We start from the raw sequence: 19,404 nt of genomic DNA on the forward strand, positions 1-19,404 counted from the left end.
GGTGAGGCCTATCTTAAATGTGTACAAGTCGTGTACAAAGTACAATCTGAACGATGGGGTACATGGTTCAGATGAAATATGAAAAAAAAGTGGCTGTATTAAAGCACAAAAACATAAAAAAAATAAGACATAGGCTTGATTTAGCTTTATGTAAAAAATACCCATATAAATAATGAATAACATATATGAAACATGGGCTTACAACTTTTTTGTGTTCTATTTATCATTATTTAAAAAAAATATGGGCATTATTTATTTTAATTATTTTTAATTAAAACATATATTTATAGCTTAAATTTTATAAAGAATGATTATTGATTTAATGAATGGTCATCATTCGATTTTTACATAAAGCTGCTTTTCATTCTGCATCAATTGGTTGAAATTAGAGCAAAAGCTTTAAAATGATTGAAGAAAATGTCGACAACATTACAGCCGTTATCGCTTATTTATAATCAAAAATCTGGATTTCATGCCACACAGCAAGAAGGTGTCTATGAAGAGTTGTTGCATGTTTTGTCACAGCATGGTTTTGAAATCCAATTGTTTGAAATGGGCGATATCGCCAATTTTGATCAACTGATGCAACAGGTATTAGCACGGCATCAAGCAGCGCATTTAAGCGGTGTAGTGGTTGCAGCAGGTGGTGATGGTACTTTAAATGCAGTGGCGGCTAAACTGAAAGGCACTAACATTCCGATGGGTATTTTGCCTTTAGGCACGTTTAATTATGTGGCGCGTTTATTGAATATCCCACTGGATTTAATTGATGCTGCACAAGTCATTGCTACAGGCACGACGCGAGCTGTGCATGTGGCACAAATCAATCAACATATTTATTTAAACAATGCCAGTTTGGGTTTGTACCCTTTATTTATTCAAAAACGCGAGCGTTATAACCAATATTTAGGGCGTTTGCCTTTACATGCCTATACTTCAGGTTTGGATGTGCTGATTCGTGACCGTAAAGAATTAAAATTAGAAATAGAGGTCGATACAAAGCGCTATCCGCTGAAAACGCCGCTCATTTTCTTTGGGAATAATCAATTACAACTGTCTGAAATGAATTTACGTATTGCCAAAGCTGCTGCAGCAGGCAAAGTCGCAGGTGTTGCAGTGGCAAAGTCCGATAAATTGACTTTATTTAAAATTCTGTGGCAATTAATTCAGGGGAAGGCTGAGCAAGCCAATGATATGTACAGTTTTGCAGCAGAGCAGGTGGTCATTCATAGTAAACGCCAACAACTGACCGTGGCGCTTGATGGAGAAATTGTCAAAATGCGCCCACCACTGCGTATTTCTGTATTGAAAAATGCATTAAAGATTAAGGTGCCGCATGCTGCTGCATCTGTCTGATTTGCACTTTGGCACTGAAAATGTGGCTTGTATGCAGGCAGTACAACAACTGTGTGCAAGTATGCGACCGGAAGCGGTTGTGGTCAGTGGTGATTTAACCCAACGTGCACGCTATGCACAGTTTTATGCTTGTAAGCATTTTTTAGACAGTTTGAATTTACCGTATTTGGTTGTGCCAGGAAATCACGATATTCCGCTATATCATCTTTGGAATCGTTTTTTTAGTCCGTTTGCGCGGTATCAGTTGTTTTTTGGGCGTATGGAAACAATTTTGGAAACCGCCCATTTTTATGTGATAGGGGTGAACAGTATTCGGCGACGTTTTCATACTCGTGGGCATATTTCTTTGAATCAAATTCAGGAAATAGATACTTTGCTGCAAGCTGCGCCCACAAATAAGTTAAAAATTTTGGTGGCGCATCAACCATTTTATACACCACCAGATGATCGCCACAGCATTAAAGATTGCCCAGTGTTGGGGCGAATTGCCTTAGAGCAGTGGAGTAAAAATGGTTTATATGCCTTGCTGCATGGGCATTTACATCAACCCGCAGTATATGACTTAAATCAAATTTATGCCTTAGGCGCAGCGCATCCTGTGCTGGATATTCATGCGGGTACTGCAATTTCATATCGTTTGCATCAAGGTATGCCGAATAGCTTAAATGTATTGTGTAACAATGGTGATGTGCAGCATTACATTTTTGATGCTGAAAAAAAGCAATTTGTGTTGTGGCAACAAAATGCAGAATAAATCACCGATCTAGCCAACTTGTCTAAAAAAACAACATAAATTGAAAAATTTTTAGCTTTTCCCCTTGAAGCGTTTTTTTCCATCCCCACAACTGTGTCATCTAAAATTTATTTTGATGATGACCAAAGGAATAAATAAGTCGTCATCAGGAATCTGTACATAGACCTAGTCTGATGGAGTTATTTATGAGCAACATTCGTCCATTACATGACCGCGTAGTTATTCGTCGTGTTGAAGAAGAAACAAAAACAGCTGGCGGTATCTTGCTTCCAGGTTCTGCTGCAGAAAAACCAGCCCAAGGTGAAGTGATTGCAGTAGGTAATGGTCAAATTACAGACAATGGCGTACGCGCTTTAGACGTAAAAGTGGGCGACAAAGTCTTGTTTGGTACTTATGCAGGCACCACAGTTAAAGTAGACGGTGAAGAACTTCTAATTATGAAAGAGTCTGATATTTTAGCGGTACTTGAAGGCTAAGTTCAGAACTCATATTCAAAGCAAATTTGAACATTATTTAAAAATATTTGGAGTTAAACATGTCAGCTAAAGACGTAAAATTTGGTGATTCAGCTCGCACAAAAATGATCGCAGGTGTAAACGTACTTGCAGACGCAGTTAAAGTAACTTTAGGCCCTAAAGGTCGTAACGTAGTGATTGACCGTTCTTTCGGTGCGCCGCACATCACTAAAGATGGTGTATCTGTTGCGAAAGAAATCACCTTGAAAGACAAGTTTGAGAACATGGGTGCTCAGCTTGTACGTGAAGTGTCTAGCAAAACCAATGATATCGCAGGTGACGGTACGACCACTGCAACAGTACTTGCACAAGCCATTTTAAATGAAGGCATCAAATCTGTAACTGCGGGCATGAACCCAATGGATTTGAAACGTGGTATCGACCTTGCTGTTAAGGCAGTCGTTGCAGACATTAAAGCAACGGCTAAACCAGCATCTGATACTAAAGCGATTGAGCAAGTGGGTTCGATCTCTGCAAACTCTGATGAAACAGTAGGTAAACTCATTGCACAAGCAATGGAACGCGTTGGTAAAGAAGGCGTAATCACTGTTGAAGAAGGTTCAGGCTTTGAAGACGCGCTTGACGTTGTAGAAGGTATGCAGTTTGACCGCGGTTATATCTCGCCATACTTTGCGAACAAACAAGATACTTTGACTGCAGAACTTGAAAACCCGTTCATTCTTCTTGTTGATAAAAAAATCAGCAACATTCGTGAACTGATTACTGTCCTAGAAGCGGTTGCAAAAACAGGTAAGCCTCTTCTGATCATCGCTGAAGATGTTGAAGGCGAAGCGCTGGCAACGCTTGTTGTGAACAACATGCGTGGCATCATCAAAGTATGTGCGGTGAAAGCGCCTGGTTTTGGTGATCGTCGTAAAGCAATGCTTCAAGATATTGCAATCTTGACAGGCGGTACGGTTATTTCTGAAGAAATTGGTATGTCTTTGGAGCAAACATCACTAGAGCATTTGGGTAGCGCGCACAAAGTTACAGTCTCTAAAGAAAACACCGTGATTGTGGATGGTGCTGGTGATGCAAATCAGATTTCTGAGCGTGTTCAGCAAATCCGTGCGCAAATCGAAGAATCTACTTCAGAATACGACAAAGAAAAACTTCAAGAACGCGTTGCTAAATTAGCAGGCGGTGTTGCAGTCATCAAAATTGGTGCTGCAACTGAAGTTGAAATGAAAGAGAAGAAAGACCGTGTGGATGATGCGCTTCACGCAACTCGCGCTGCGGTTGAAGAAGGTGTTGTTGCAGGTGGTGGTGTTGCACTGGTGCGTGCTGCATCTGCACTTGATGGTCTGACTGGTGCTAACGATGACCAAAACGTAGGTATCAACATTCTTCGTCGTGCAATCGAAGCTCCGCTTCGTCAAATCGTAGCCAATGCTGGTGATGAGCCATCTGTAGTAATCAATGCTGTGAAGAACGGTGAAGGTAACTATGGTTATAACGCTGCGACTGGTGAATATGGCGACATGTTGGAAATGGGTATTCTTGACCCTGCAAAAGTAACTCGTTCTGCACTTGAGCATGCAGCGTCTGTTGCTGGCCTGATGTTAACAACAGAATGTATGATTACTGAAATTCCAGAAGACAAGCCAGCAATGCCAGATATGGGTGGCATGGGTGGTATGGGCGGCATGATGTAATTATCAGCGGACCCAAACTTCAAAAACCTCGTATCGTCAGATACGGGGTTTTTTTATGGCGTGGTTTTTATAATTCAGAGTTTGCACGCATGAAAAAGCAAAACTGCCTAGCCATTTTCCATTTATTTATTTATTAAATGCGTGATATGTATTTAAACTGCTTTTTTTTGTGAATAAAACCCACTATGCTACTTGGAATAATAAGAAAAACAAATGATTAAATAAGTGTAATGCAGGCTGGAGTAGGCATAAAGGGGATAAAAATGGATAACCGAGAACACGAAATTATAGGCAGTATTTATGATGCCGCTGTAGATGTGAATTTATGGCCGCAAGTAATTGAAAAAATTGTTCAATATACAGACAGTAAAACCGCCATTTTTACTGCCTTAGATCAATTTAGCCCAAGTTACGATTTTTTATTTAGTCACAATATTCCAGATGAAGCTTTGCATGCCTATCGTGATGAGCGGATTCGCGTGATTGACATGCAGTTACACCGAGTATTGTGGGAAAATTTAGGTGTGGGGCAAGTAGCGAGCTCGGATTTATCGCATTATGGGGAAAACCCTGAAAGTGATGAATATATCTTTTATGAACGGTGTTTGAATCCGACGGGAATTAGTTATATCTCGGCTGTTTTGCTCGATCAGGGTTCACATCGTTGGGCAGTTTTAGGATTACATCGTGCGCCAGATGTAGCGCCGTATCAACAAAAAGAGTTGGATTTTTTAAAGCATTTGGGTGTGCATTTGCGCCGTGCCTTACAAATCCATCGTCAATTTAGTTTGGTTAAACAAGAAAATTTAAGTTTGTATAGTGTGCTCGATCATTTAAAAACAGGTGTAATTTTGCTTGATCATCAGCTGAGTTTGATTTATTCAAACCCTTTAGCTCAAAGCATGCTGGAACACGATTCATGTTTAGATTTGGACTTGTATAATCGTTTAAAAACCCATGCTTATGATCAAATTCGTTTAGATCAATTATTACATTCAGCGTTGTTGGGACAGTCGGCATTAAACGCAGATGTAGGCGGTGTATTGTCTTTGTCAGATGCGAAAGGACAACAATTAATGCTGACTATCGTACCTTGTTCTAAATTAAAAAATATGCAGCATCAAAATGCAAGACAACATCAAATTGCGGTATTTCTGACCGATATGCATCAGCACTATGCCTTGTCACAAGCCTATTTGCAGCAAGCTTATCAATTGTCTAAACGCGAGTTTGAGCTGTGTGAGTTGTTGTTGAATGGTTATAAGTTAGAAGAAATTGCGGAACATTGCGGGATTACCCTCAGTTCCGTGCGCACTTATTTTAAAAATATTTATGAAAAAACCCAATGCAACTCGCAAATTGAACTCATGCATTTATTAATGAGCTGTACCATTCATTTTGAGCATATTGGTTAAAGCTGCCTAAATTTTGCTTAGGCAGCTTTAAAATATGTTTAGTTACTACGTTGTAGGGTAATAGTGTCTTCGCCTTGTGGATGCAAGGTTAGACTTGTTCCGGAGATGCTATAAGTTGCATTAACTTTAGCGCTATCCGAAGTGTCATGTAATCCACCGCAACCGTTGGTGTCATATAACACTTCTGTTACGGCAAGTGTATTGGATGTTATTGAATATTTACCATATTCAATTCCTGGGTTATCGCAATCACCTTCGGTGTCTAACAAGAAATAGAATCCTGTGTCAAAGAAAGCAAACAAGTGAGTTTGATTAAATTGCCAAGTGCCAACTAGACCTGATGATTGTTTTACTTTAGTTAAAATATAGGTGCTATTACTTCCTACATCAGTCAGCACTAGATCTGTGCCATTATAACTTAGGCGGTGGTGACCATCATTGTCAGGATGTGAAAGCCCGTAGTCACCGTTTGTATCTATGGAAATTACAGGGTTCAGCGCTGAGGTTAAAGCATTCCAATTTAATTGTCCGATTTCAATACCAGGCTTCCCTGTTTCATCAGCTACATCTGCTTCACCCAGAGCATAACGTCCATCGGGTAAAATATGTAATAAAACAGCAGATGCATTGGTACGTCCAATTTCCCAAGTTCCAGCAATATCTTTATAGAATTGGCTTGCGCTACTTGTGGTAGTACCTTCTGTATTGGGTCTTGTGAGTATAAATGTACCTTCATTTGGTTCGTGGAGTGTAAGTGATGTCGAATTAACCGTGACTGGTAGACCTGAGCTTGAGTTTGCACTATTGTCAGATAAGCCTGCACAGCCATTTGTATCGATCAGGATATTATCTACGAATAACTTTCCATCTTGAACACGATATTTACCATATTCGATACCTGGTCCACCACAAGGCATTTCTCCAACTTCCACTTGATCGTCCCCAACAGCATCAACCATGATATAGGTATTATTATCCGGATTGAAAACAAATAGTTGCTTGCCTGAACTTGAGTTCCAAGCACCGGCAATGCTCGAATTGTTTTGAGGGACTTTAGTAAATGTTGCACTTTCATTAGGGTTTTGAGCTTCAGAAATTTTTAACTGCGTACCATCAAATGATATTTTCATATCACGTGTTTTTCCAGAATCAGTTAAGCCCCAATCTTCATTTGTATCAATTGAAGATTGCGCCCATAAATCTCCAGCAACAGCATTTACCGATAATTCACCATACTCCATGCCATTTGCACTATCAGATGGTGAGCTAACAATAGGTTCGCCAATCAGGTATTTCCCGTCTGAGGTTACTTGAAGTACGATTTCTGAGTCAGCATTTTTCGCATACCAAACCCCAACGATATCTTTGAGTAGTGTTTGGTTAAAGTTAGCTTGTGCTTCTGTTGCGCTAACTACGACTTTATCTTTAAAATCTTCTATTGTTTGTAGAACAGGTTGAAAGCTTGTAATAAATTCAGTTGTTGGTTTAGAGAGGTCAATTGAGTTTGCAGGGAGTTGACTCACTGAGTCAGGGATTTGAATACCATCGTCATGCCCCCCCTGAGAATCTAAAGATTGTAAAAAAATAAGTAAATTTGTTCGTGTTGTTACATCATCAGCTAACTCCACAGGGGTAATACGATCAGCACCAATCACTGTGCCAATTTCAATATTTCCGATGGAGAAAGTGATTTCATCACCCTCTTGATATTCAAACTCCCCTTGAGCATTTGTACGTTTAGAGACACCATTAATTGTATAAGTTGCACCACTCACAGGCCCATCGGTCAGTACGCCAGTTTTTGTGGTGTTTGATGGTGGGGGAGCAGAACTACCAGAATCATTGTCTGAACCACCACATGCACTGAGTAAGCCTGCTAAAGTTAAGCATAATAAGGTTTTTTTCATCATGAATTCCTTGTCATCCAAATTGTTATGTCAGAAGTATAGAAATAAGATGAATCTAGGAGCTATCCCAAAATTGGGAGGTCAAATACAAAATCTGTGAGAAAAAATGAAGACCAATCAATATTTTTGTGACAAAACTAGATTTTTTGATATGCAGTCATCGAAGTTCTATTTTGCTGTGTTAATTTGAAAAACGGTTTCAAGTTTTTTTTGATGATCTTCATCCACTTGATTCATTTCATATTTAAATATCAACATTGCCATCTATAAGTGATCCAGTTTTATGTTGTCTAAATTTTTTATTGAACGTCCTATTTTTGCAGGTGTGCTCGCCATTGTGGTGATGGCACTCGGGATTTTTTCAGTATTAAATTTACCTGTAGAACGCTACCCAGACATTGCACCACCTCGTATCACCGTCAGCGCAACGTATACAGGAGCTTCGGCAGAAACTGTTGAAGAAAGCGTCACACAGGTTTTGGAACAGCAAATTAAAGGCTTAGATCACTTACTGTATTTCAGTTCTAGCAGTGATTCTTCAGGACGAAGTCGCATCAGCATTAGCTTTGAAAATGGTACCAACCCCGATACCGCACAAGTCCAGGTACAAAATGCGATTAATGGCGCAATTAACCGCTTACCTGAAGATGTGCAGCGTCAGGGCGTAAATGTCTTTAAATCATTGGGTGATACCCACATGGTCATTGGGCTTTACGATGCCACAGGCAAAAGCAGCAATATTGCCTTGTCTGACTATATGATGAGTCATTTAGAGCAAGAGCTGGCACGCATTGAAGGTGTGGGTGAGGTCGATGTTTTTGGTGCGCAATATGCAATGCGGATTTGGCTGAATCCGATAAAGTTAAAACAATACGCACTCATGCCAAGTGATGTACGTGCTGCAGTATTAGCACAAAATACCCAAGTCGCAGCAGGCGCAATTGGTGAATTACCCACAGCACAAGAACAATATCTCAATGCCAAAGTCACCTCAGGTTCACGCTTAAAAACGGTAGAAGAATTTGAAAATATTATTTTAAAAGCAGATCAGGCAGGTGGCTTTGTTTATTTAAAAGATGTGGCACGTATTGAACTTGGTGCAGAAAATTATCAAAGCTTTAATACCATTAATGGTTTTCCATCGGCAGGGATGGGGATTTCATTATCTTCTGGTGCCAATGCGTTACAAACTTCAGCCTTAATTCAAAAACAAATTGAGCATTTAAAACAACAATTGCCCGAAGGTTACCAAATTGTCTATCCACGAGATAACACGCCTTTCGTGCAGGAATCAATTAATGAAGTGGTGAAAACTTTAATTGAAGCGGTGATTTTAGTTGTCATCGTGATGTTCTTGTTTTTACAAAACTGGCGCGCGACGCTCATTCCTACCGTAACCGTGCCTGTGGTGATTTTAGGCACTATGGCCGTGTTGCAACTCTTTGGCCTAAGTATTAACACGCTGACCTTATTCGCTTTGGTTTTAGCGATTGGTTTGTTGGTGGATGATGCGATTGTCGTGGTCGAAAACGTCGAGCGTTTAATGCACGAACAGCAGCTCTCGGCTAAACAGGCATCTATCGCATCGATGCAGGAAATTAGCGGTGCTTTGGTCGGCATTACCTTGGTTTTGACCGCAGTATTTATCCCTATGGCATTTTTTGGTGGTTCGACTGGGGTAATTTATCGCCAGTTTTCCATTACCTTAGTGACTGCGATGGTACTGTCTTTAGGTGTGGCCTTAATTTTAACGCCTGCTTTGTGTGCTTTGATTTTAAAACCCAACCCACAACCAGCCCAATGGGCGATCTGGTTTAATCAAAAACTGGAACGCTTAAAACAACACTATCTCAAATTATCAGGCTGGACGATTCAGCATAAAGCGGTGTGTCTGGTTATTTTTGCAGGTTTACTGACGGTGTTTGCCTTGTTTTACCGTGCCTTACCTACCAGTTTTATCCCGAATGAAGATCAGGGCATGTTGTCGGTGCAATTTAAATTACAGGAAGGTGCGCCGTTGTCTAAAAGTCGTGAAGTGGGCGAAAGCATACGTGAATACTTTATGCAGCATGAAGCCCACAATGTTGATTTGGTGATGATTCGTTATGGACGTAATTTTTCGGGAACAGGGCAGAATTTAGGGCAGGGTTTTATTGCGCTAAAACATTGGGATGAGCGTCAAGGGCAACAGCATACCGCACAAGCTATTCGTGAACGTGCCATGCAGCATTTTCGACAGCATCCCAATGCACAAATTACCATTGGCATGCCCGCAGCAGTTCGTGGTTTGGGGCAAACCGATGGCTTAGAGTTCTGGATGCGCGATGTGAATGGTACAGGACGCGATTTTTTAATTCAGCAATTTCAAAATTTACAGCAGCAAGCCGCTCAATATCAAAGCTTTAAAAATTTAGATCAACGTGCCAATCCTGAAAAAGCGGAGTTAAACGTCACGATTGATCAGAAACAGGCGATGGCAGCAGGTTTAAATCAAACGGCTATTAACAGTACCTTAGCGGCAGCTTGGGGCGGTAGTTATATCAACGACTTTATTGACCGTGGTCGAATTAAACGTGTGATTATGCAGGGTGATGCCGAATTTCGTGGTAAACCTGAAGATTTGAATCAATGGTCGGTACGCAGTCAGCAAAATCAAATGGTACCTTTTAGCCAGTTTGCTCAACTCAGTTGGAGCGGTGGGCCAGAAGTCGTCAATCGTTTTATGGGGTATAGCGCCGTGCAAATGGAAGCCGATACTGCCGAAGGATATAGCTCAGGGCAGGCGATGCGTGATTTAGAACAGATGGTGGCGCAGCAGCAGGGCATTGACTTGGCATGGAGTGGGTTGTCTTTTGAAGAAAAACAGTCCAGCAATCAGGCTTTGTTACTGTATTTGATTTCCATCGGGTTTATTTTCTTATGCCTTGCTGCCTTGTATGAAAGTTGGAGTATTCCAACAGCCGTGATGAGTGCCATTCCTTTAGGAATTGGTGGAAATATTATTTTCAGCTATTTGGCAGGTTTCCCGAACGACATTTATTTCCAAATTGCCTTGCTTACCACCATTGGTTTGTCATGTAAAAATGCCATTTTAATTGTGGAGTTTGCTTCGGCTGCGCAGCAACAAGGCAAAGAGGTGATTCAAGCCGCTTTAGAAGGTGCAAGCTTACGGCTCAGACCTATTTTAATGACCTCATTGGCATTTGGTGCAGGTATTTTGCCGCTAGTATTTGCCTTTGGTGCAGGTGCAGCAAGCCGTCAGGAAATTGGGGTGAGTGTTTTAGGTGGAGTTATTTTTGGCACAATTTTAGTGCTTGTTTTTATTCCGTTTATGTATGTGCTGGTTCGTTCTATATTTCAAGTGAATCGTTCATCACCCATAAACTAAAGATTTTTTTTATTAGGCACTTAGCAAAATTATAGGCTATGATATGAAACGCTAAAAATCTTGCATAAATCTACAGATTTTCGGTTTTTTAAGGGTTGGTTTGGGCCGAGACACTGCGCCCATTCTTCATTTTACGTTTTTGGAATGATGGAGTGGGTGAGAGCAATGACCAATCTGCACGCTGAACAGTTAGAACAAGCCTTACAATTGCATCAGCCAAGCACAGTACACAGCCTGATCGACAGTATCAATCCTGCCGATTTAGCCGACTTAATGCAGTATTTAAGCCTGAAAGCACAGCTGAGTTTAATTGAACAAATTGACAGTGCTGCCTTGGTGATGGAATTTTTACCACTGCATTCACAACTTCAAATTGCCGAAGCGATTGCACCGCAGCAATTGGTCAAACTGATTTCAGCCATGCATTCAGATGACCGCACCGACTTATTTAAGTTACTTTCTCCACATTTACAGCGTTTTGTCAGCTTACACATTACGGAAGAAAAACGCGCACAGATTCAGACTTTAGCGCGCTATCCTGAAGAATCTGCGGGCGCGATTATGAGTTCGGATTTCGTGGTGCTCTCGCCAGAACTGAACATGCAGCAAGCTATAGATGAATTGCGCAGAATGACCACAGATCGGGAAACTTTATACCTGATTTATATTGTCGATGAACTGATGAAACTATTGGGGGTGATTTCTTTAAGAGAAATAATTCAATACCCGCCTGAACAGAAAATTAAAAATGTGATGCGCACAGATTTAGTCACTGGTTTGGTCACTGAAGATCAGGAAAGTATTGCGCAAAAACTCAGCCATTATGATTTTTTGGCCTTACCGATTGTAGATGATGCACAGCATTTACTGGGGATTGTCACCTATGATGATGCGATGGACGTGGTACAGGCAGAAACTACAGAAGACTTTTTAAAATCCAGTGCGGTAGCGTCTTCACCTGGCATGAGTATAAAAACTGCGCCAATTTTATTTTTATATCGCAAACGTGTGTTTTGGTTGGTGATTTTGGTATTTGGCAGTTTATTGTCTGGAATTGGCATTGCGCATTATGAAGACATTATTGCAGCACATATTGTACTGGTTTTTTTCTTGCCGCTTTTGGTCGGTAGTGGTGGTAATGCGGGTTCTCAGTCTGCGACCTTAATGGTACGGGCACTGGCTACAGGTGATGTGCAATTTAAAGATTGGCTGCATTTACTCGGACGTGAAAGTTTGGTGGCGCTATGTTTGGGTGGAACTATGGCTTTTGCGGTTTCAATTTTAGGCTATTACCGTGGCGATATGATGGTGTCTGTGGTATTGGCACTGAGTATGCTGGGCATTGTGCTGATGGGCTGTTTAATTGGCATGAGTTTGCCTTTTATTTTGCATCGCCTGAAACTAGACCCTGCCAGTGCCTCTGCGCCTTTGGTAACCTCGATTTGTGATGCAACGGGCGTGGTGGTGTACTTATTTATTGCTTCACAGTTGTTACTTTAAACACTGTCGGTGATGATGACTTATTCAAGACCTCATCTTAAACTTTTTGCATTGATCAAAATTCTGTTTATAAAATCATAACAGACCTGAGTAAAAAACTGCTTTATTCTCAAGTAGATTGCATTTACCCAACGATACGTTTTCTATGCCAGAACCTGCATCTTCAAAAAAACTTAGCCAGCAAGAGGTGATTCGCTTAGAGCGCGATTTAGCCAAGTTTGCCAATATGATGGATTCTGTGGTGCGTATTCCATTTACCAAGCAGGGCGTGGGAGCAGATGCCGCATTAGGCACTGTACCTGTCGCGGGGGATGTCGCAGGTTTTGCACTGACCTGTTATGCGATTTATAAAGCCAAACAAATTGGTGTACCACAAACCAAACTCACTCCCGTGATTAAACTTGCTGTGATGGATGCAGTAGTTGGTTTTGTGCCAATTGTCGGCACAGTATTTGATGTATTTATTCGTCCAAGCCGTAAAGCTTTAGATGTAGTGCATACGCATATCCGTGAAGAATATCAGATTCACAGTGAGCATCATGTGGTACATCCTTTTTTACATGAGCGATTGGAACGTAAACAGCAGCAGTCAGCATTTTGGCGTAATCCTGTAGTGGCATGGCTGTGGCTACATTTGCCTGATTTGCTTGGTGTGATTTTTCTTATTTTCTTTATTTGGGCAGCATGGCTCGGTGCAAGTTGGTTGTGGCACTGGTCACAAAGTTTTGCTGTTTAAATGAACCTGTTTAAAGTACAAAACCATCTGGCAGATCTAATTTACAGACATGAAAAAAGCTTCCCTGAGGAAGCTTTTTGGTGTCGCTGTTACAATATCTTGCTAGCAGTATTAAGGTAAATTTAATTGCTGTAAAGCTGCAACACGTTGTTCAATGCTTGGGTGAGTTTGGAATAACGCTGCCAAGCTAAAACCTTCTTCTTTACCTGCAGAAATCGCAAAAGCTTTCATTTCTTTTGGCATTGCATCAGGCATTTCAGATTCTGCCTGTAAACGTAATAATGCAGAAATCATGGCTTGTTTACCTGCCAAACGTGCACCTGCTTCATCGGCACGGTATTCACGTTGACGCGAGAACCACATCACGATTGAAGAGGCCAAAATACCAAATACGATATCCAGTACAATGGTAATTGCAAAATAAGCCAAGCCTGGTGCTTCGCCATCTTCACGACCAAATACGTTACGGTCAATGAAGTCACCTGCAACACGGGCAAAGAACATGACGAATGCGTTGACCACACCTTGAATCAGTGCCAAGGTCACCATGTCACCATTGGCAACGTGACCAATTTCGTGTGCCAAAACTGCACGTAATTCATCTTTGTTCATACGCTCAAGCAGCCCTGTAGATACAGCCACTAAAGCATCGTTTTTATTCCAACCTGTTGCAAAAGCATTCGATTGGTAAGAAGGGAAAATACCCACTTCTGGCATTTTGATACCAGCACGCTGCGACAATTGCGCAACTTCATTTAATAACCACGCTTCAGCTTGGTTACGAGGGGCATTCGGGTCAATTAATTCAGTCCCAGTTGTTTTTTTCGCCATCCATTTAGACATGAATAGTGAAATTAAAGAGCCAACCATACCAAAGACAAAACAGATGACCAACAGGTTGCCTAGGTTTAAGCCACCCGCGCCATGGTAACTACCGACACCGAAGAGTGACAAAATTATGCCAGCTACAACCAGTACCGCGAGGTTGGTTAGCAAGAACAAACCAATCCGCATCATTGAGTAAATCCTCTTATATTAAAAATGTAATCTGATTTATTAATAAACCATGCCGTAAATATGCGGTGTATGTATTAAAAATTCAAGAAAAATAATAAAACTGTACTAAAAATATTTTGAGCTGATACTGCAATCGGCACTTCATTTGAGCTTGCGGCAACGCAAGCTCAAATGAAGTGCTGTAGCTTTTATTCTGAAATAAAAATACGTGCCGAAGCCGTGGCATTCCCTGTCGCGTAAGAACCTGCAGGTGCATCGGTAAAGCGACCATCGGCAGCCATAATAATTTGACGTTGTGGACGTTTGTTTGCCGCCACTTGATGATTACTGGCAGTGTAACTCTCTGACTGCGCAATCACTTGAGCATTTTGACTCTGAGTATTGCTATTGTTATTTGCCGTAATCGCATTGTTATTAGCACTTGCACTAACACCGTTGGCATACAGGTTGCTATAACGACTGGTCACACGACGTACATAGTCCTGAGTTTCACGAAAAGGCGGTACGCCGCCGTATTTTGCAACATTGCCTTCGCCTGCGTTATAGCCCGCCAAAGCTAAAGTGGTGTTGCCATTAAAGCGTTTGAGTAACCAAGCCAAGTATTTTGCACCCGCCATAATGTTTTCATGCGGGTCATAAGCGTTGCTGACATTAAAACGTCGTGCTGTCGCAGGCATGAGCTGCATTAGACCTTGTGCACCGACAGGCGAGCGGGCGTTGACATTAAAACCTGATTCGGTATGCATCACTGCTTTAATTAGACCTTCTGAAACACCGTGTTGTTGTGCTGCTTGCTGAATAATGTGGTCAAAGGCGTTTTTATTGCGGCTATAACTTGGCAATACCGACGCTTCGGAATTGCCCCAGTTGCGATAACTGTGAATATTGCTGTCTGGATAATATGTGACTTTTACTTTTGTCAGTGAACGATCTGCACTTTTGCGGTTAGTCAGCAAGGTACTGCCATTGCTGTCCTTATACATATAAATTTGACCTGCGTGCGTTGTCGTTGCCAAAGGCATGATGCTGGCAGTCCCCAAAATATACAGTAAAAAGGCATTAATTTTATTGTTCATGCTGTGAATACACTAAAAGCTGTCCCCAAACAGTTAATAGGAGTTTAACAAAAATCTCACAGATGAAAAGGCTTTGTACAAATTCATTTACAGTAGTGTCGAAAAAAATCAAGCTTAATTGCTGACAGAGTAATCAAAAAAAATATTTATTTTTTTTTAATTGGATCAGCTTGACACACTTAAGTGTATGATTTTAAATTAAAATAAAATCGATCAAAAAGTAATCAATTTAAAGAGAAGCCTTAGAATAACGGCAAGAGGCGTTGTCAAGTTGTTTTAAATCCACAAAGTTATCCACAGCTTTTGTGGAAAACTGTGGAAAAGTCCAAAAGATAAGCATCTTGGCGAAAAAGTGAACCTGAGGGTTCAAACTTGCCACAGAAAAAAACGATCTGCGCAGATAGAAATAAAGTGTGTAAACAGAAATGAACGCGCAGTCAGAAATTAAGTTCTTTGACGAAAAGGAAGATTGCGATGAAATTACATTCTTTTGATGCGGGATTGGTCTGAATCGGCTAAAATTGCGCGGTAATTTTTTTCATGGGTTAATCGCGTCTATGTTCTCACCAGTTGAGTCCGATCAAGGCTTTAATTTCAAACCAGAACTTCCAACCAGCTCTGCGTATTATCGTTTGTTGAAAAAGCTGCGTCGTCAAGTCGGGCATGCGATTCGTGACTTCAACATGATTGAAGATGGCGATAAAGTCATGGTGTGTATTTCTGGTGGTAAAGACAGTTATACCTTGCTGGACATTATGTTGCAGTTCAAGCGCATCGCACCCATCAATTTTGATGTGGTGGCTGTGAACTTAGACCAAAAGCAACCGGGCTTCCCTGAAGATGTATTGCCGCGTTATTTAGAAGAAAATAACATCCCATATTACATTTTAGAAAAAGACACCTATAGCATCACCAAGCGTTTAACGCCTGAAGGTAAAACTTACTGTGCAGTGTGTTCGCGTTTGCGTCGTGGTTCTTTGTATGGCTTTGCGCAGGAAATAGGGGCAACCAAAGTGGCGCTTGGGCATCACCGTGATGATATTTTGGCGACTTTTTTCTTAAACTTGTTCCATGGCGGTAGCTTAAAAGCCATGCCACCGAAGTTGTTGTCATCAGACAAGAAAAATATGCTGATTCGTCCACTGGCTTATGTGGAAGAAAAAGACATCATTAAATATGCAGAAATGCGTAAATTCCCAATTATTCCGTGTAACTTGTGTGGTTCACAGGAAAACTTACAGCGTGCCATTATTAACGACATGTTACGTGAGTGGGATAAAGCACATCCTAAGCGTTTGCACAGTATTTTTGGCGCATTACAGAATGTATCGCCATCGCAGTTGGCAGACCGTGAATTATTCGACTTTGAAGTGTTAGACAGCCAGCGCGTATTTGATTTTGCCGATCAGGCCGAACAAAACGCAGCAGAGCAAAACAAACGCATCAATATGGTCAATTTAGGCTACGCTGCAGACTAAGCGATAACAGCCTGTCAATCCCTTTAAAATGTAATCAACACCAAGCCAGAGCTTGGTGTTTTTTTATGAATTTGATTTATTTGAGAAAGTCGTCATTTCGACTAAAAATACAAAAACTGAACGTCCCGTACAAAATTTCTTAGCCTTTCACGAAAGGTTCATGCTATAACAATCAGCAAGCAAAACAGCTTAATAATGATGGTGTCTGGATAGACAACACACATGCACAAATATATTGAGGAAAAATCATGCCTGCTTTTTTAACTGATGATTGGTTTGCAACTGTAGAAAATTTAACGGCTCAAGCTGGTGATTTAAACCTACCTCCAGCACTTGCAAATCTGGCAATTAACTTAGTGGTGACTGATGCTGCAGGCAACACAGAATTGTCTTTAGATGGCGGTAAAATCCAAAAAGGTTTGGCGGACAACGCAAAAACAACATTAAATATGGATGCGGAAACTTTACGTAAAGTATTCCTAGAGTTTGACATGGCGGCTGCTATGCAAGCCTTTATGACAGGTAAAATCAAAGTACAGGGCGATATGTCACAATTAATGGCATTACAAACTGCAAAACCAAGCCAAGAACAAAAAGACTTATTTAAGAAGATTCTTGAGCAATCTGCTTAATTCAAGCGATTTACGCTGTAGCAGGCGAATTTCCCGCTATAGTACAAAAAAGCCTAGCTGAAGTATCAACTAGGCTTTTTTATGCACTGCAGCTTTAACAGCGCATTATTCATGTTTGAATTGCAGCTGATATACACTGCAACTCAATCACGCGAGGTAAATTTTAGATATTCACCAATTGCGGTGTGGTCTTAATATGCTCAAGGTAGGCGCGAATACGAGTCACATATTGCACTGCTTGACGATAACGACCGTTGCTCGCTTTGTTACGGTCTAAATACGCATATAGGTTAACCCAATTGTTCGGGTTTTTGCCTTGTGAGCGAATACGCTTCTGAATTTGACTGACTGCACCAGGACCCATGTTATAAGCGACTAGGGCATACCAGTTACGATCAGGAAATGGAATATGCTCATAACGGCTCAGCATTTGGTCATAATACTTAGCACCACCCTGAATACTTTGTGCAGGATCGGTACGGTTGCTTACGCCCATCGCTTTGGCTGTATTATTGGTCAGCATCATAATACCGCGCACACCTGTTGGCGAAACCGAGTTGGGTTTGAGGTAAGATTCCTGATAACCAATTGCCGCCAAAAGATGCCAGTCTAAATCGTACTGCGTGGCAGTCTTTTTAAAGTTGGCCTTATATAAAGGTAAACGATTACGCAAATCCCGCTGGATCACATCCCACGATTCTTGTTTGACCACATTACGATTATAAAATGAAGCCAATTGGGTAATTGAGCCGTTTTGCTTGCCACGACAAACAAAGTTGCTTGCGGTTTGGCTAAGAGGATCATCTGCGTGTTTAAACACCCAGTTCAGCTCACTATTTAAACCATTACGCTTTAAAGTATTTAAATCGCCACAACTGGCAGAAAATGCCGTGAGTTGCTGCTTTTCGATGCTTTGGATACTCGACGTGGTCATGGCAAAGTTCGCTTTACCAGAAGACACCCATTTTAAAGCGGTCGCATTGTCGCTTACCGTTTTAAATTCGAGTTTCACATTCATGCTGTCGGCATAGTTACGCACAAGGTCATAACCAAAGCCATGTAAATGTTGTCCATCTTTAAACACTGTGGTTGGATTTTCCACAGACACAACGGTCAATTTGTTCTGATTGACGACGCTGTCAAATTGATGAACGGCTTTGCCTGCGTTAATACTGTGGAATGGGAGAAGAACAGTACTGAAAGCGAGGACTTTGAATGGGAGGCGATTAAAAAATGAGTGAAGGCTAAGCCTAGACCCAGACGTTGAACTACTGTGCATGTTGGCTCCGCTACAAGTAATTTATGCCCTAAAAAGCAAAGGCAACACACCTTAAACTTTTTCAAGTTTGATAAATTCAATAAGGGTTGGGCAGTCATGACGTCATTCAAAATGACTTGGGATTAAAGGGAAAATGTGTAAAATTTATACACAGGTTAAAAAGTGATCAAAACTAAAAGATGTGCGAATAATAAAGATGAAAATTTTGGATGTCAAATTTTGTACATAAATTTTTTGAAAAATGTAACATAAGATATTCATTTCATTGAGAAATAAATTTTATAAATTTTTATTGTGTATAAAAATGCAATAAAATATAGGATTGATGTTAACCAAATGTAAAAAACCGGCTGCAAAAACACCATGAAATCTAACTTAATTACACGTTCTGGACACGATAAACTCGTGGCAGAGTTACAGCATTTGTGGCATGAAGAACGCCCTGAAATCACCAAAAAAGTAAACTGGGCGGCAAGCCTCGGCGATCGCTCTGAAAACGCAGATTCAAAAAAATAACCCTATTTTATGTACTATTTTAAATAAAGATATTTAAAAACATCTTGTTGCATAGGTAATACCCCCATTTTTAATTGAATTAATGGGTAGAAAATCTAAAGCCTTGTTATTGTTTAAAAATAGGTGGACAACCATTTACTGACATATGAGGTCGTTCATGATTATAAAAGTACTGCCAGT

Annotated in this window: 14 protein-coding genes and 1 pseudogene; 11 read left to right on the top strand and 4 right to left on the bottom strand. The window is 40.8% G+C overall.

The annotated features are described in order from the left end of the window. The first annotated feature begins 417 nt into the window (after positions 1–417). From FTU39_RS11860 to FTU39_RS11880, 5 genes are all read left to right on the top strand, one after another. Positions 418–1,356: a diacylglycerol kinase family protein gene (locus FTU39_RS11860; protein ID WP_179996883.1), complete on the top strand. Its 939-nt coding sequence runs from the start codon at positions 418–420 to the stop codon at positions 1,354–1,356. After that, complete coding sequence (locus tag FTU39_RS11865) at positions 1,337–2,110, top strand: metallophosphoesterase (protein WP_180052217.1); 774 nt, start codon at positions 1,337–1,339, stop codon at positions 2,108–2,110. The genes FTU39_RS11860 and FTU39_RS11865 overlap by 20 nt, the downstream gene beginning before the upstream one ends. Before the next feature lie 185 nt (positions 2,111–2,295). Further along, on the top strand, positions 2,296–2,586 hold the full coding sequence (gene groES, locus FTU39_RS11870) for a co-chaperone GroES (protein WP_004972131.1): 291 nt from the start codon (positions 2,296–2,298) through the stop codon (positions 2,584–2,586). Positions 2,587–2,645: 59 nt separating this feature from the next. Beyond that, entirely contained in the window at positions 2,646–4,280 is a 1,635-nt protein-coding gene (groL, locus tag FTU39_RS11875) for a chaperonin GroEL (RefSeq protein WP_180052218.1), read from the top strand. A gap of 263 nt (positions 4,281–4,543) precedes the next feature. Then, positions 4,544–5,695: a helix-turn-helix transcriptional regulator gene (locus tag FTU39_RS11880; protein WP_180052219.1), complete on the top strand. Its 1,152-nt coding sequence runs from the start codon at positions 4,544–4,546 to the stop codon at positions 5,693–5,695. 38 nt (positions 5,696–5,733) lie between these two features. On the opposite strand, the gene FTU39_RS13890 is transcribed toward FTU39_RS11880, so the two are convergent. Then, on the bottom strand, positions 5,734–7,602 hold the full coding sequence (locus tag FTU39_RS13890) for a hypothetical protein (protein WP_257221874.1): 1,869 nt from the start codon (positions 7,600–7,602) through the stop codon (positions 5,734–5,736). 283 nt (positions 7,603–7,885) lie between these two features. On the opposite strand from FTU39_RS13890, the gene FTU39_RS11890 reads away from it, so the two are divergent. From FTU39_RS11890 to FTU39_RS11900, 3 genes are all read left to right on the top strand, one after another. After that, a complete protein-coding gene (locus FTU39_RS11890; RefSeq protein WP_180052220.1) occupies positions 7,886–10,990 on the top strand; it encodes a multidrug efflux RND transporter permease subunit in 3,105 nt (1,034 codons plus the stop codon). 165 nt (positions 10,991–11,155) lie between these two features. Continuing rightward, on the top strand, positions 11,156–12,490 hold the full coding sequence (mgtE, locus tag FTU39_RS11895) for a magnesium transporter (RefSeq protein ID WP_180052221.1): 1,335 nt from the start codon (positions 11,156–11,158) through the stop codon (positions 12,488–12,490). A 145-nt stretch (positions 12,491–12,635) separates the two neighbouring features. After that, positions 12,636–13,226, top strand: coding sequence for a DUF4112 domain-containing protein (locus FTU39_RS11900; protein ID WP_004972119.1), 591 nt, complete (start codon positions 12,636–12,638; stop codon positions 13,224–13,226). A 111-nt stretch (positions 13,227–13,337) separates the two neighbouring features. Here FTU39_RS11900 and htpX read toward each other — a convergent pair whose 3' ends face one another. Both htpX and FTU39_RS11910 read right to left on the bottom strand, forming a co-directional pair. Then, on the bottom strand, positions 13,338–14,243 hold the full coding sequence (htpX, locus tag FTU39_RS11905) for a protease HtpX (RefSeq protein WP_004972117.1): 906 nt from the start codon (positions 14,241–14,243) through the stop codon (positions 13,338–13,340). 188 nt (positions 14,244–14,431) lie between these two features. After that, positions 14,432–15,319, bottom strand: a complete 888-nt coding sequence (locus tag FTU39_RS11910) for a lytic transglycosylase domain-containing protein (RefSeq protein WP_218947091.1) — start codon at positions 15,317–15,319, stop codon at positions 14,432–14,434. A gap of 557 nt (positions 15,320–15,876) precedes the next feature. On the opposite strand from FTU39_RS11910, the gene ttcA reads away from it, so the two are divergent. Both ttcA and FTU39_RS11920 read left to right on the top strand, forming a co-directional pair. Then, positions 15,877–16,797 (top strand): tRNA 2-thiocytidine(32) synthetase TtcA, encoded by a 921-nt coding sequence (gene ttcA / locus FTU39_RS11915; protein WP_180052222.1) that lies wholly within the window; start codon positions 15,877–15,879, stop codon positions 16,795–16,797. 248 nt (positions 16,798–17,045) lie between these two features. Further along, positions 17,046–17,429, top strand: a complete 384-nt coding sequence (locus FTU39_RS11920; protein ID WP_004972111.1) for an SCP2 sterol-binding domain-containing protein — start codon at positions 17,046–17,048, stop codon at positions 17,427–17,429. 163 nt (positions 17,430–17,592) lie between these two features. On the opposite strand, the gene FTU39_RS11925 is transcribed toward FTU39_RS11920, so the two are convergent. Further along, positions 17,593–18,708, bottom strand: a complete 1,116-nt coding sequence (locus tag FTU39_RS11925) for a transglycosylase SLT domain-containing protein (protein ID WP_004972108.1) — start codon at positions 18,706–18,708, stop codon at positions 17,593–17,595. A 363-nt stretch (positions 18,709–19,071) separates the two neighbouring features. Here FTU39_RS11925 and FTU39_RS11930 point away from each other — a divergent pair. Next, positions 19,072–19,212, top strand: a pseudogene (locus FTU39_RS11930) (transcription elongation factor GreB); the annotation flags it as partial. Between the last annotated feature and the right edge of the window lie 192 nt (positions 19,213–19,404).

Source organism: Acinetobacter sp. YH12099, from assembly GCF_013419195.1.
GTDB lineage: Bacteria > Pseudomonadota > Gammaproteobacteria > Pseudomonadales > Moraxellaceae > Acinetobacter > Acinetobacter towneri.

Excerpts from the sequence above, each read along its gene's own strand:
- FTU39_RS11860 (WP_179996883.1), top strand. The coding sequence starts at position 418 with ATGTCGACAACATTACAGCCGTTATCGCTTATTTATAATCAAAAATCT.
- FTU39_RS11865 (WP_180052217.1), top strand. The coding sequence starts at position 1,337 with ATGCTGCTGCATCTGTCTGATTTGCACTTTGGCACTGAAAATGTGGCT.
- groES (WP_004972131.1), top strand. The coding sequence starts at position 2,296 with ATGAGCAACATTCGTCCATTACATGACCGCGTAGTTATTCGTCGTGTT.
- groL (WP_180052218.1), top strand. The coding sequence starts at position 2,646 with ATGTCAGCTAAAGACGTAAAATTTGGTGATTCAGCTCGCACAAAAATG.
- FTU39_RS11880 (WP_180052219.1), top strand. The coding sequence starts at position 4,544 with ATGGATAACCGAGAACACGAAATTATAGGCAGTATTTATGATGCCGCT.
- FTU39_RS13890 (WP_257221874.1), bottom strand. The coding sequence starts at position 7,602 with ATGAAAAAAACCTTATTATGCTTAACTTTAGCAGGCTTACTCAGTGCA.
- FTU39_RS11890 (WP_180052220.1), top strand. The coding sequence starts at position 7,886 with ATGTTGTCTAAATTTTTTATTGAACGTCCTATTTTTGCAGGTGTGCTC.
- mgtE (WP_180052221.1), top strand. The coding sequence starts at position 11,156 with ATGACCAATCTGCACGCTGAACAGTTAGAACAAGCCTTACAATTGCAT.
- FTU39_RS11900 (WP_004972119.1), top strand. The coding sequence starts at position 12,636 with ATGCCAGAACCTGCATCTTCAAAAAAACTTAGCCAGCAAGAGGTGATT.
- htpX (WP_004972117.1), bottom strand. The coding sequence starts at position 14,243 with ATGATGCGGATTGGTTTGTTCTTGCTAACCAACCTCGCGGTACTGGTT.
- FTU39_RS11910 (WP_218947091.1), bottom strand. The coding sequence starts at position 15,319 with ATGAACAATAAAATTAATGCCTTTTTACTGTATATTTTGGGGACTGCC.
- ttcA (WP_180052222.1), top strand. The coding sequence starts at position 15,877 with ATGTTCTCACCAGTTGAGTCCGATCAAGGCTTTAATTTCAAACCAGAA.
- FTU39_RS11920 (WP_004972111.1), top strand. The coding sequence starts at position 17,046 with ATGCCTGCTTTTTTAACTGATGATTGGTTTGCAACTGTAGAAAATTTA.
- FTU39_RS11925 (WP_004972108.1), bottom strand. The coding sequence starts at position 18,708 with ATGCACAGTAGTTCAACGTCTGGGTCTAGGCTTAGCCTTCACTCATTT.